Raw genomic sequence first — 13,068 nt, forward strand, 5'->3', positions numbered from 1 at the left:
CATGTAGTAGTTACACGCTTGTCATTACCGTGTGATGGACCGTAAACTGGTGCCGGAAGTTATCTTCCGGCACCTTTGCGTATCCGGCGGCCTGCCGGCAAGTCCCGTGCCGGAGCTGTCAGGGGAGGCCCAGCGTGTATTGTCCGTTCTGCCGGAATCCTGACTCCCGTGTTGTTGACAGTCGAATGGCTGACGACGGCTCTTCCATTCGCAGGCGGCGCCAGTGCCCGGAATGCGGCCGCCGTTTCACGACCGTGGAAACTACCAGCCTCTCCGTCATCAAGCGATCCGGCGTGGGCGAGCCCTTCAGCCGCATCAAGGTCATCAGTGGCGTCCGCAAGGCATGCCAAGGGCGTCCGGTCACTGAGGATGATCTCGCCATGCTGGCACAGGAAGTCGAAGAGAACATCCGTTCGTCGGGCGCAGCCGAGATCGATGCCCACGAGGTTGGCCTGGCGATTCTCGGACCGCTGCGGAATCTGGACGAAGTAGCGTACCTGCGCTTTGCCAGCGTTTACCAGGCATTCGAGTCCTTGGAGGACTTCGAATCTGCCATTTCCTTGCTCCGCCACGAGGCCGAGGCCCACGCCAAGGCGGGCACCAAGCAAGCCAAAGGCTCCGAGAAGAGCCAACTCTAGCTCCGGTGGCGGCAGCGGAGGGGAAGCCGCAGCCGCCACCGGCACCAAGCAGCGATCGTCGCGTGGCAAAGGGCCGGTCTATCGCCCGCCCGAAACCGGAAGAACGGCCCCCGTGATGTAGCCGGCTTCGCTGGACATCAGCCACATCACTGCGGCAGCGACTTCCTCGGGTTCGGCACCGCGACCCATGGGAATGGTTGGATTCAGCCTCTCCACACGGTCCGGCATACCTGCTGCCGCATGGAGCCCAGTGTTGGTGCTGCCGGGAGCCACTGCGTTGACCCGGATTCCCTCCTTGGCCACTTCGGATGCCAAACCCACCGTCAGGACATCCACCGCCCCTTTGGTTGCGGCGTAGTGCACCCAGGTGCCGGGCGAGCCGGCTTTAGTGGCTGTTGAGGAGATGTTGACGATGTTCCCACCGCTGCCGCCATGATCCGTGGACAGCCTCCGCACAGCCTCCTGGCACATGAAAATCATGCCCGTGACGTTGACGTCGACAACCCGCTGTACCTTCTCGGCAGGCACCTCCACCAGGGTGCCGATCTGGTCGCCGGTGATGGCAGCGTTGTTGATGACCGCGGTCACCGTGCCCCAGGTCACGGCTTGGTCAAACAAGCGAACGACGTCGGCCGGTTGGCTGACGTCGGCTTGTACGGCCAGTGCGCGGCCGCCTTGGGAAATGATGCGACGGACAACAGCGTGGGCGCCGTCGGCATCAGCTGAGTAATTGACCACAACGCCATAACCGGCCGTTGCCGCGGCATGGGCGACTGCTGCGCCGATGCCACGGCTGGCACCGCTGACAATCGCGACGCCGTTCCCTGACTTTTCGGGCATTCGACCCTACTTGGCGAGTTTGTGGTGCAAAGCCACCTCAAGCGCAGCGCCAACAATGCCGGCGTCGTTTTTCAATTTGGCAGTCACGATCCTGGTGCGCAACTGCAGGTGCGGGAAGTATTCGTCGGAGCGCTTGGAGATGCCGCCACCCACGATGAAGAGCTCAGGGGAGAACAGGAACTCCACGTGCTGCAGGTAGCGGTTCAGCAGGACACCGTATTCGTCCCAGCTCAGGCCGTCGCGTTCGCGTGCAACAGCCGATGCCTTGGTTTCGGCGTCGAACCCGTCCACCTCGAGGTGACCCAGTTCGGCGTTGGGGACCAGCTGGCCGTTGAAGATGAAAGCAGATCCAATCCCGGTGCCCAGGGTGATCACCAGGACTGTTCCATCCACGCCTTCGCCTGCGCCGTAACGGGCCTCGGCAAGGCCGGCGGCGTCGGCGTCGTTGATCACCTCAACGGGGCGTCCCAGGCGCTTGGTGAAAGCGGCATCGATGTCGGTATTGAGCCAGGTCTTGTCGACGTTGGCCGCTGAGTGGACCACGCCATGCTGGATGATGCCCGGGAATGTCACGCCCACCGGGGAATCGGCTGCAGGTGCGTCGGGACGGCTGGACAGTTCTTCAACGATCTGGGCGACGACGTCGGCGACGGCCTCGGGCGTTGCGGGCTGCGGAGTGGGGACCCGGAATCTGTCACCTATCAGCTTGCCCTTCTTCAGGTCGACGATGCCGCCCTTGATGCCGGTGCCGCCGATGTCGATTCCGATCAGCGGGGCGTTCTTGTGGGTCTTCTCATCCTTCTTGGACAATGCATTTCCGATCGTGGCAGGAGGGGATGGGCATGGCGCAGCCTCCCGGGCTGCTGGGACCTTCCGGAGGGGCTCAGGGAAGGGTCAGGATTTCCGCGCCGGTCTCTGTGACCAGCAGGGTGTGTTCGAATTGGGCCGTGCGCTTGTGGTCCTTGGTGACGACCGTCCAGTCGTCGGCCCACATATCCCATTCGATGGTGCCAAGGGTCAGCATGGGTTCGATGGTGAAGACCATGCCTGCCTCGATCACGGTGTTGTACGCCGGGGCTGCGTCGTAGTGGGGGATGATGAGGCCGGTATGGAACGCCTCACCCACGCCGTGGCCAGTGAAGTCGCGTACAACGCCATAGCCGAAGCGTTTTGCGTAGGACTGGATGGCCCTGCCGATGACGTTGATCTCGCGGCCCGGGGCCACAGCTTTGATGGCCCGGTTGAGCGACTCCTGCGTGCGCTCAACCAGCAGGCGGGATTCTTCGTCCACGTCGCCAACCAGGAATGTGTAATTGGTGTCACCATGGACTCCGCCTATGAAGGCCGTGATGTCGATGTTCAGGATGTCGCCGTCCTGCACCACCGTGGAATCCGGGATGCCGTGGCAGATGACCTCATTGAGTGAGGAACACAGCGACTTGGGGAAGCCCCGGTAGCCGAGGGTTGAGGGGTAGGCATTGTGGTCCAGCAGGAACTCATGCCCGACCTTGTCCAAGTGGTCGGTGGTCACTCCGGGTTGGATGTGCTTGCCAACTTCCACAATCGCCTGTGCCGCGATCTTGCCGGCAATCCGGATCTTCTCGATGGTCTCGGCAGACTTCACTTCGGAGCCCGTGAACTTGGCAGGTGCCTTCTTGCCGACATACTCGGGCCGGGGGATCGACGCCGGGACGGGTCGTTCGGGGCTGATGGTTCCCGGGGTGAGGGCGCCAATGGGTGCAGTCGAAGCTAGAGAAGGCATAGATTGATCATATAAGGCACGCAAGAGACGCAAGTAACAAAATGTGATTGGGTTCCTGTGACCCCGCCAACGTTACGCGTCCAATAGCCCGAGGACCGAGGAGGAGACGTGACCGAGTACTGGTACAACGTCAAGACGCACGAGATCGAAGAGGACGCAATGTCCGACTGGACCCAGCTGATTGGCCCCTATAAGACCAGGGAAGAAGCCGAGCACGCCCTGGAGAAGGTCAAAGCGCGCAATGACGCCTGGGACGCCCAGGACGAGGACTAGAAGGAGTGTTCCGGTCCGGGGAACTGCCCGGACCGGACGTCCTCCGCGTACGCTGCTGCGGCATCGCTCAATGTGGTGCGAAGGTCCGCGTACTGCTTGACGAACTTGGCCATCTTTCCGCCCCGCAGGCCTGCCATGTCCTGCCAGACGAGTACTTGGCCTGTTGTGCTCTTGCCCGCTCCGATGCCGACAGTGGGAACCCGAAGGGCAGCGTCCACGGTTGCCGCGGTGTCCGCCGGGACCATCTCCATGAGGACGCTGAAGGCGCCCGCGTCCTGGAGGGCCACGGCGTCATCGACCAGGCGCTTGGCGTCGTCCCCGCGGCCCTGGACCCGGTAACCACCCAGGGAGTGCTCGCTTTGGGGTGTGAACCCGATGTGGGCCATGACGGGGATGCCCGCCTGGACCATTGCCTTCACGGTGTCCGCGTAGTAGGCAGTGCCCTCGATCTTGACGGCGTGCGCGAGGCCTTCCTTGAGGAACCTGACGCCTGTGGCGACCGCCTGCTCAGCTGAAACCTCGTAGCTTCCGAACGGAAGGTCGGCGACGACGAGAGCGCGCTTGGCCGACCTGGCAACGGCACGGCACAACGGCAGGAGTTCATCGACGGTGACAGGAAGGCTGGTCTCGTTGCCGAAGACGTTGTTGGATGCAGAGTCACCCACCAGGAGGACCTCGATGCCGGCCTGGTCAAAAATCTCGGCGGTGTACTGCTCATAGGCGGTGAGCATGGCGAAGTGCTCGCCGTTGTCCTTGGCCTGCTGAAGGTGGTGGATCCGGACCCTGCCCGCGGGCTTCCTCCCGGATGCCGACGGCTGCTGTGCCGCTGCCGAGGGGCCGTTGCCGTAGGGGGCGGGAACTTCGGCGGGCGTGTTGGACTCAGGAAGGTTGCTCGGGGCCATGGATAGAGCCTAAGCCGTGCCGACGACGCCTGCCACCACTGTGCCCCGGCGTCACCTTGTGTAAACGCTGTGTTACGCGCAGCTACTGCTGCGGCATTAGCACGGAACTCTTAGTAGAGTGAAGGCTGAGCTGCCGTGGCTTCACTCCAAGTGAAACCAGCGGCATGGACACCGAATCGGAAAAGAGGCCCTATGGACCGCCAGCAAGAGTTCGTTCTGCGGACAATCGAAGAGCGTGACGTGCGCTTCGTACGCTTGTGGTTCACCGACGTCGTAGGTTCGCTTAAGTCTGTTGCGCTGGCGCCGGCTGAAGTGGAAGGTGCCTTCGAGGAGGGCCTTGGCTTTGATGGTTCAGCCATCGAGGGCCTGGCCCGCGTGTTCGAGTCCGACATGCTCGCGCAGCCTGACCCGTCGACCTTCCAGATTCTTCCGTGGCGCGGTGAAACCGAGCAGACGTCCAGGATGTTCTGCGACATCCTGACGCCGGACGGCGAGCCCTCGGCTGCCGATCCCCGCAACGTCCTCAAGAGGACCCTGGCCAAAGCCGCGGACATGGGTTTCACCTGCTACACCCATCCGGAAATTGAGTTTTACCTGCTGAAGTCCAAGGACCTCGGTCCTGACGGATCGCCGGTCCCCGTGGACGAAGGCGGGTACTTCGACCACGTTCCCGGCGGCGTAGCGCAGGACTTCCGACGCACTGCGGTCACCATGCTCGAGTCGGTTGGCATCTCAGTGGAGTTCAGCCACCACGAAGGCGGACCGGGACAGAATGAAATCGACCTCCGCTATGCGGATGCGCTTCAAACCGCGGATAACATCATGACGTTCCGCACCGTGATCAAAGAGGTCGCCCTGCAGCAGGGGACATACGCCACCTTCATGCCCAAGCCGTTTACCGACCACCCGGGCTCCGGCATGCACACGCACTTCTCCTTGTTCGAAGGCGACACCAACGCCTTCTTCGAGGCCGGGGCGGAGTTCCAGCTGTCCAAGACGGCGCGCCAGTTCATTGCCGGCATCCTCAAGCACGCACCCGAATTCACGGCTGTGACCAACCAGTTCGTGAACTCCTACAAGCGCCTTTGGGGCGGCGGCGAGGCACCAAGCTACCTGAGCTGGGGCCACAACAACCGTTCTGCCCTGGTGCGCGTGCCGCTCTACAAGCCCGGCAAGGGCCAGTCTGCACGCATCGAGTACCGCGGCATCGATTCAGCCACCAACCCTTACCTGGCCTACGCCGTCCTGTTGGGCGCCGGCCTGAAGGGGATCGAGGAAGGCTATGAGCTTCCCGCCGCGGCCGAAGATGACATCTGGTCGCTGACCACGGCCGAGCGCAAAGCCATGGGCCACGCACCGCTGCCGGCCAGCCTCCACGATGCCATCCGCGCCATGGAAGAGTCCGAGCTGGTGGCCGAGATCCTTGGCGAGCAGGTGTTTGAGCACTTCCTGCGCAACAAGCGTGCGGAATGGCAGGACTACCGCCTCCAGGTGACGCCGTACGAGTTGCAGCGCAACCTCGGCATTCTGTAGGCGGGGCCAATGAGCCTCGCACGTCGGCTCATCTCAGCCGGATTCAGTGATCTCGAAAAGGGCGAACGCTTCCTCGCTGCCCCGGAACTTGAAGGGATTGACGAGGACGCGCTGTTTGTCGGGCTTGCCATGGCGGCCAGCCCGGACACGGCACTCCAATCGCTGGTCAGGCTCATTGAGAAGAATCCCGGACTGAAAAAGCTGGCCGCAGCACACCAGGATGCCAGTGAGCCCATGTACCGGCTTCTGGGCGCCTCGGAAGCTCTGGGGGAGTTCCTCATCCGGCACCCTGAGCACTTGGATGTGTTTGATGTCCGCATCAGCCCGGAGCCCCTTCAGGCCTCCAGCGAAAATCTCCGGACAATGCTTCTGCGCTCGGTCAAAGCCGAACCCGGTGCCCAGCGTCCGATTGCTGGAATCACCGGGATGCCGGCTTACGCAGCTTTGCGCACAGCGTATCGGCGGGGGCTGACAGAGCTTGCCATCAAGGACCTCTGTGCTGCCTCGCCACAGGATTTCATGCCATCGGCCGGTGCCGAGCTGGCGGATCTCGCTGGTGCCGCGATCGAGGCGGCGCTGGCTGTATCCCGGGCCGAAGCGGCAGGCCAGTATGACCCGGCGGAGATTGCCGACGTCGGACTTGCGGTCATTGGGATGGGCAAATGCGGTGCCCGCGAGCTGAACTATATTTCCGACGTCGACGTCATTTACGTCGTTGAATCAGGAGAGCTCGACGACGCGCGGGCCTCAACCATCGGTACGGCCCTGGCGTCAGGGATCTCCCGGGCCATCTCATCGTCCGCTCCCGAGCCCGGGCTGTGGGAAGTCGATGCCAACCTGCGGCCGGAAGGCAAATCAGGGCCCCTGGTCCGCACGCTGCCATCGCACTTGAGCTACTACGCGCGGTGGGCCGAAAGCTGGGAATTCCAAGCACTCCTCAAGGCCCGTACCATCGCCGGGGACCGTGAACTTGGCCAGCGTTACGAGAAAGCCGTAGAGCCACTGGTGTGGTCCTCCGCGGGGCGTGACGGCTTTGTTGAATCCGTGCAGGCTATGCGCCGCCGGGTGACCGACTACATTCCAGCGGCAGAGGAACAACGCCAGATCAAACTGGGACGCGGCGGACTCCGGGATGTCGAATTCACCGTGCAATTGTTGCAGCTGGTCCACGGAAAGTCCGATGAATCCCTGCGCTGCAGGGACACCACCTCCGCCATCGCCGCACTGTCCGCCGGAGGCTACATCGGCCGCGCCGACGCCGCTGCCTTCGACAACGCCTACCGGTACCTCCGCCTGCTCGAACACCGCATCCAGTTGTTCCAGTTGCGCAGGACCCACCTGATGCCGGCCACTGAAGACGCCCAGCGTTTCCTTGCCAAGGCTGTCCTGGGGCCATTCTCGCTTGAGCGCCCGCATCCCGACCAGTTGATGGGGACGTGGCAGAAGACCAAGAAATCGGTCCGCGAGTTGCACGAAAGGATCTTCTACCGGCCGCTGCTCAATACCGCGGCGAAGCTGAGCAGCGAGGACGCCAGGCTCAGTCCTGAGGCAGCCCAGGGCCGCCTCGCCGCACTCGGTTACCTGGATCCCCAAGGGGCGATGCGGCACATCGAGGCGCTTACCGCAGGAGTCAGCAGGCGCGCGGCGCTGCAGCGCCAGCTGCTTCCCATCCTTCTCGGATGGCTGGCCGAAGGAGTGGATCCCGACGCCGGACTACTCGCCTTTCGTCGTGTCAGCGAGGCCCTTGGAACCACGCACTGGTATTTGGGGTTGCTTCGCGATTCCCAGGCGGCCGCCGAGCGGCTGTGCCAGGTCCTGGCTAACTCCCGGCTGATTTCGGACCTGTTGGAGGTGTCACCGGAGTCCGTGGCGTGGCTCGGCAGCGACAAGGAACTTGCGCCAATCCGGTTTGAGGCGCAATGGCAGGAAATCCAGTCCAAGCTCTCCCGCCACCCCGACCCTGAAAGCGCCATGCGGCTCATCCGGTTGATCCGGCGTCGGGAAATCCTGCGGACCGCCATTGCGGACAGTGCCGGGTTGCTGGATCAGGACGCCGTCGGGCTCGCTCTGGCCGAGACGGACCGGGCAGCCGTCCTTGGTGCTTTGCATGTTGCGGAATCGGTGGTGGCGGCGGAGGGTCCGTTGAAGACTGATGTCCTGGTGGTCGCGATGGGTCGGCAAGGCGGACGCGAGATCGGTTACGGCTCAGACGCGGATGTTATGTACGTCCACCGTGCCCGCCCCGGTTTCAGTGATGCGGAGGCCCAGGAACAGGCGACGACGATTGTCGCCAAGATCTCCAGTTTCCTCACCCAGCCGCTCAAGCCGGCCATCATGGCGGAGCGGGTCCTGATGGTGGACGCCGATCTCCGGCCCGAGGGCAAGAACGGTGCCATGGTGCGTTCGCTGGACTCGTATGCAGAGTATTATCGCCGGTGGTCGCTGATCTGGGAGGCCCAGGCGCTGTTGCGCGCCCGCCCCATGGCAGGCTCGGATGAGCTCGCCGCAGATTTCGTCAAGCTCATCGATCCCATCCGTTACCCGGAGGAACTTGCCGAGCAAGATGTTCGGGAGATTCGCCGTGTCAAGGCACGTGTGGAGTCCGAACGGTTGCCTCGCGGTGCTGATCCGGCGCGGCATGTGAAGCTGGGCCGTGGTGGGCTGAGCGACGTTGAGTGGTTGGTGCAGCTGATTCAGCTCCAGCATGCCGGAAAACACCCGGAGCTCCGGACCAGTTCAACCGTGGAGGCACTGGCGGCCGCCGAAAAACTTGATCTCATCGACGGGGACGACGCCGCGCTGTTGCGGGAGGCATGGCAGCTTGCCAGCCGAATCCGTTCCGCGAACGTCATCGTGACAGGCCGGGCTTCGGACCTCCTTCCGTCCTCGCGTAAGGACTTGGAAGCGGCAGCACGCTGGTGTGGGTACGCACCCGGTAACGCGGGGCAGTTCGAGGAGGATTACCTACGGCTCAGTCGTCGTGCCAGGGGAGTGTTCGAAAGACGGTTCTACGGCAACTAGCTCTGCCGGCCTTTTCACCGGCACGCCGCTGCCTTCTCCCTTGCATGCCGCAACATGGCCACCACTGGGGCTCCAGGCGTCAGCTTGCCATTAACGACGTAGCCCTCTTCGCGGTCACGCAGCGTCTCCACCATGCGTTCGCGCCACAGCTGCAGTTCTCCCTGGTTGGCGGTGTCATCGGCGAGGTTGAAGCGCTCCTGGGGATCGGCGTCGAGGTTGAATAGTTCTTCCGTTCCCTGGCCGGAACCCCAGATGTATTTATGGTGGCCGTCCGTCAGCCAGTGCAGGTTCTGTCCCCAATACACGTGCTCGCCGTGCAGGATGTCGCGGACAGCGTGGCTGCTTTCGCCGCGGACGATCGACGCCAGTGACTTGCCGTCGACGGAGTCCGGGATCGGCAGTCCGGCGAGGTCCAGCAGCGTGGGCATGATGTCCCGGAGTTCCACCACGTGCTCCACGACTATCCCACGCGCAGCGGTTTCCGCAGCAGGGGATTCGGCGATGATGAAAGGCACCCGGGCGGAACCCTCGTACGGAACTGCCTTACGGAACATGTGGTGGTCACCCATCATTTCGCCGTGGTCGCTGGTGAATGCAATGACAGTGTTCTCCAGCAACCCGAAGTCAGCCAGCGACTCCTTGATCCGGTTGATCTGCAGGTCGATCTGGGCCATCAGCCCGTAATATCCCGCTCGTGCCCGGTGCACCACGTGGTCGGGAATCTTGCCGTAGCTGGCCTGATAGTCCCCGTCCTGGCGGTGCTCGTCCCAATGATGTTCCCAGTTACCCGTGACGGCTTCATAGGGGGGAAGGTTGAGGTACTGCTCAAAGGCCCACGACGGCGGGTCGTACGGCGGATGCGGCCGATGGAACGAAAGGTAGAGGAAGAAGGGCTTGACGGGGTCCCGCCGGTGCAGCCATTCGATGGCCTGCGTGCCGATCCAGTGGGTGGGATGCAGATTCTCTGCCTTGTCCCACGGCCGGGCGACAATCGAATTGCAGTTGACGCCGTGGTCGAAGTACTCGGCGTCGGGGCCCATGCCGGGTTGCCTTCGGAGCCAGGGGACGTAGTCGTCGAACATGCCGAACTGTTGTCGGTGTTCCTGACGGGCGTGGTGAAGGTATCCGTCATGCAGGATGACGTCGTCGAAACCGAGTCTGGAACGTTCGGGCCACACGTGCATCTTGCCTATGGCCTGCGTGTGATAACCGCCTTTCCGGAACTCATCCTGTACGGTCACCGGGTGGACGGCGTGGAAAGGTACGCCGTCGTTGTAGCCAACCCGGCCATGCCGTTCCTGTGACTGTCCCGTGAACAGGGCTGCGCGAGCGGGAACGCACGACGGGGTAGCAGAATAGCCTTTGGTGAAGCGAACGCCGTGCCTGGCCAATTCGTCCAGGTGCGGAGTTTCCACGTAGGGGTGCCCATCCGCGGACAGGCAGTCGCCCCGCCACTCGTCGACGCAGATCAGGATGACGTTGGGCTGGTTCACGACGCGATGCCTCCGTTGCTGGACACTGTTGGGATAACCCTACGGGGAGAAAAGACGAAAATGCTCGAAGATGACTCCAAGGAACAGATTTCAATCGGCAGCGATCAGGACTGGCTGGGTGATGTGTGGTTGATTCCCCTCAAAATGCTCGACGACGACTCCCGCGCCATTCAGTTGGGCGCGGTGGCTGCGATGTCGGTCGACGACTCACAGCGCAGCTTCGTGGGCGATCCGCTGCGCATGATGCTGATTGGCCTGGAAGAAGATTCCCGGTTTCCTTACGTGATCGAATCCGGGGGAGCGGCAGTGGGCGTGCTGACGCTTCAATCCGGGGCGGCGAGCCTCGCTGGCTGGGCAGGCGATGAGTCTGCGTGGCTATTGAGGGGCTTCCTTATCGACTCGCGGAGCCAAGGGCGCGGCCTGGGCTCCCTGGCCGCGCGCGCCGCGGTGGAGGAGGCGCGAAAGCTGACGGCAAGGCTGGGTGGCGGCCAGGCCGGCGTCGTACTTTCCGTCAACGAGCGCAACCCGGCGGGGCTTGCCGCGTATGGCAAGGCGGGCTTCGTGGACACCGGGCAATACCTCGGGGGCACCGCCGGTCCGCAGCGGACCATGTACAGGGAATTGGGCTAACGGGGGCGTCAACGTTGATTGACGACTTCCGCCTCCGTCAACTATGGTTGACGGCATGGAGGTGGATCGAATGAAGACGCTTGTGGGATCGATGGACGGAATGGGGCCGGCGGAGGCACTCTACGCCGTGGCGGAGTTGCAGAAGGAAGTGGGCCGTACCGAGGCCTCGGTGGTTCGTTCTGCCCGGCAAGCGGGGTTGTCGTGGGAAGCGATAGCCCTCTGCCTGGGCGTCAGCAAGCAGGCTGTGCACAAGAAGTACGGAAAGCAGTAGGCGGGCTTCAGTGGCCTGTCCCTGGACCCGCCGTGTCACCTAGACTTCTTCCGTGACAGTGATGCTGGATGCTGAGGGGGCTGCCTTCTCCGACTCGTGCTGCTTTCGCTGCAAGCAGGCGGGGCCGCACTGGGCGTCGCGCCACAGTCCGGGCGGGACATTTGCTTGCCGGCGGTGTTTCGCAACCTTTGCCGACGCCGAGGCAAGCACTGGTGGCGAGGGGGCCGGCGCCGGCAGTGTGCCGGGAGGCCAGGGGCTCCGGTTGTTCGAATCCAAGTAGTCGCGGCCAGCCGTAACGAAAAAACGAGTACACACTACTCGTGTCCCGAAGGGGCGCAGGCGGGCAGCATGGTCCCTATGACAGCCTATGTGATCGAATCAGCGGCCCTGCTCCATCGCTGCCAGTGCTGCGGTGAAGAAACAGACCGGGTGTTCTGTGCAGACTGCGCAGCCCCAGAGCAGCCAGGACAAGCCCCTACCACAAAGCACTGATGTGGGATGCCTGACGCTAAGTAACCTTATAGACTTCTTCTGTCACTGATCTCGACGCATAGGGGAAGTACATGGAATACAACGGAAGTCCTACCGAAAAGGCGATCACCGCCGGGGAGCTGGACCGGCGCCACGTCGGTCAGTCCGTGAGCTTTCAGCCCAACGACTTCACTGTTGTCTTCGGGACGATCGCAGGCATCGCCCGGACCGAGGCGCTGGTCTACCTGTCCCTCAATGGCGTTGGTGGCGGCACCCATCTGAAGGACGAATACGACCTGCCCATCGACAAGCAGGTCTACCTGCAGCTGGACCCGCTCGGCAGCGCTGAAAAAGGTTTGACGGACGCCGCCAGTTTCGTCAAGGACAAACTCGACGAAATCACCCGGAACATCCGCGAACGTGAGCACGAAAAGTCCGAGTAGTACTTGCATATACGGAGAAGGCCAGGGCCAGTCCTTTCAGACTGGTCCCGGCCTTCTTCTGCGGCATGCGTGCACCAGGGGCGAGCAATTTCCCCAGTTGTTGGATTTAATGGTTCGGTATTGGTAGTGTCGGGCATGTCCAGCCCGGTGGTGTTGCCGCTGCCGGTTTACTTTTCACTTTGGGGGTTTCTATGTCGCGTGTGTTGTCTACTGAGCAGGCCAAGGCTGCTATTGGTCAGGTGCAGTCGATTATTACTGGTGGTTTTACGGATCAGATTTCGGCGTTGGATGCGCAGGGTCGTGTGTTGTCGGATCCGAATGTGTGGGATGGTCCGTTGGCTGCTGAGTTTCGTGGTTCGACGTGGCCGGAGACGAAGGCTGCGTTGGATAAGGCCAAGGAGGAGTTGGAGCAGTTGCGGGGTCAGTTGCAGAAGATTTCGCAGGATATTTTCTCGGCTGGCGGCGGCGCGTAGCTGTCTAAGGTGGGAAGGCTCCGCAGTCCTTCTTGTCCAGTTCGTAGAGTTTTTATTGGGGGAGCAGGTAGTGGCCGTTGCGGCCAATTCTTCACGGCCGCGGCAGCTGTGCTTTTGATGGGAATGTCAATAACCGCATGCGCTGAGAATGAGCCAAGCACGACAATGTCGGACAAGGCATGACCGTACGCAACGTGAATCCAACGACACACTCGACCGTCTTCGCAGAGGGAGGCCCTGGACTTCGGGCTGAGTTCGATACTTGATGCATCTGACAAGTCGTACGGCGTTGGTGCTACTGCTCACTGCTCGCCGGGC

At 62.6% G+C, this 13,068-nt stretch carries 13 protein-coding genes; 8 read left to right on the top strand and 5 right to left on the bottom strand.

Annotated features, from left to right (window positions below; all coding sequences use genetic code 11):
- The first annotated feature begins 134 nt into the window (after nt 1–134).
- On the top strand, nt 135–638 hold the full coding sequence (nrdR, locus tag ACNQOP_RS18335; RefSeq protein WP_235520449.1) for a transcriptional regulator NrdR: 504 nt from the start codon (nt 135–137) through the stop codon (nt 636–638).
- A gap of 78 nt (nt 639–716) precedes the next feature.
- On the opposite strand, the gene ACNQOP_RS18340 is transcribed toward nrdR, so the two are convergent.
- The 3 genes from ACNQOP_RS18340 to map all read right to left on the bottom strand — a co-directional run bounded on the left by ACNQOP_RS18340 (nt 717) and on the right by map (nt 3,240).
- Nucleotides 717–1,478, bottom strand: coding sequence for an SDR family oxidoreductase (locus ACNQOP_RS18340; protein ID WP_416405377.1), 762 nt, complete (start codon nt 1,476–1,478; stop codon nt 717–719).
- 6 nt (nt 1,479–1,484) lie between these two features.
- Entirely contained in the window at nt 1,485–2,288 is an 804-nt protein-coding gene (ppgK, locus tag ACNQOP_RS18345) for a polyphosphate--glucose phosphotransferase (RefSeq protein ID WP_416405378.1), read from the bottom strand.
- Nucleotides 2,289–2,361: 73 nt separating this feature from the next.
- The gene (gene map, locus ACNQOP_RS18350) at nt 2,362–3,240 is read right to left on the bottom strand and encodes a type I methionyl aminopeptidase (RefSeq protein WP_235520452.1); all 879 of its coding nucleotides are present in this window, start codon (nt 3,238–3,240) and stop codon (nt 2,362–2,364) included.
- Nucleotides 3,241–3,348: 108 nt separating this feature from the next.
- Between map and ACNQOP_RS18355 the strand changes: the two genes are divergently transcribed.
- On the top strand, nt 3,349–3,513 hold the full coding sequence (locus tag ACNQOP_RS18355) for an SPOR domain-containing protein (protein ID WP_235520453.1): 165 nt from the start codon (nt 3,349–3,351) through the stop codon (nt 3,511–3,513).
- Here ACNQOP_RS18355 and panB read toward each other — a convergent pair.
- Complete coding sequence (gene panB, locus ACNQOP_RS18360; protein WP_284987259.1) at nt 3,510–4,415, bottom strand: 3-methyl-2-oxobutanoate hydroxymethyltransferase; 906 nt, start codon at nt 4,413–4,415, stop codon at nt 3,510–3,512. The genes ACNQOP_RS18355 and panB overlap by 4 nt on opposite strands.
- 192 nt (nt 4,416–4,607) lie before the next feature.
- Here panB and glnA point away from each other — a divergent pair, with 192 nt between their 5' ends.
- Nucleotides 4,608–5,948, top strand: a complete 1,341-nt coding sequence (gene glnA, locus ACNQOP_RS18365; RefSeq protein WP_090825698.1) for a type I glutamate--ammonia ligase — start codon at nt 4,608–4,610, stop codon at nt 5,946–5,948.
- A 9-nt stretch (nt 5,949–5,957) separates the two neighbouring features.
- Nucleotides 5,958–8,969 (top strand): bifunctional [glutamine synthetase] adenylyltransferase/[glutamine synthetase]-adenylyl-L-tyrosine phosphorylase, encoded by a 3,012-nt coding sequence (locus ACNQOP_RS18370; RefSeq protein WP_257371335.1) that lies wholly within the window; start codon nt 5,958–5,960, stop codon nt 8,967–8,969.
- A gap of 14 nt (nt 8,970–8,983) precedes the next feature.
- Here ACNQOP_RS18370 and ACNQOP_RS18375 read toward each other — a convergent pair whose 3' ends face one another.
- Nucleotides 8,984–10,462 (bottom strand): arylsulfatase, encoded by a 1,479-nt coding sequence (locus ACNQOP_RS18375; RefSeq protein WP_416405379.1) that lies wholly within the window; start codon nt 10,460–10,462, stop codon nt 8,984–8,986.
- Between the two features lie 60 nt (nt 10,463–10,522).
- On the opposite strand from ACNQOP_RS18375, the gene ACNQOP_RS18380 reads away from it, so the two are divergent.
- From ACNQOP_RS18380 to ACNQOP_RS18395, 4 genes are all read left to right on the top strand, one after another.
- Nucleotides 10,523–11,092 carry a GNAT family N-acetyltransferase gene (locus ACNQOP_RS18380; protein ID WP_235520457.1) on the top strand — a complete coding sequence of 190 codons (570 nt, stop codon included), beginning with the start codon at nt 10,523–10,525 and terminating at the stop codon, nt 11,090–11,092.
- Between the two features lie 55 nt (nt 11,093–11,147).
- Nucleotides 11,148–11,363 carry an AsnC family protein gene (locus ACNQOP_RS18385; protein WP_416405380.1) on the top strand — a complete coding sequence of 72 codons (216 nt, stop codon included), beginning with the start codon at nt 11,148–11,150 and terminating at the stop codon, nt 11,361–11,363.
- 563 nt (nt 11,364–11,926) lie between these two features.
- Entirely contained in the window at nt 11,927–12,277 is a 351-nt protein-coding gene (locus ACNQOP_RS18390) for a hypothetical protein (RefSeq protein WP_235520459.1), read from the top strand.
- 191 nt (nt 12,278–12,468) lie between these two features.
- A complete protein-coding gene (locus tag ACNQOP_RS18395) occupies nt 12,469–12,750 on the top strand; it encodes a hypothetical protein (protein ID WP_026547649.1) in 282 nt (93 codons plus the stop codon).
- Nucleotides 12,751–13,068: the final 318 nt, after the last annotated feature.

The sequence above is a fragment of the Arthrobacter sp. LFS091 genome (assembly GCF_047977885.1).
Classification (GTDB): Bacteria; Actinomycetota; Actinomycetes; order Actinomycetales; family Micrococcaceae; genus Arthrobacter.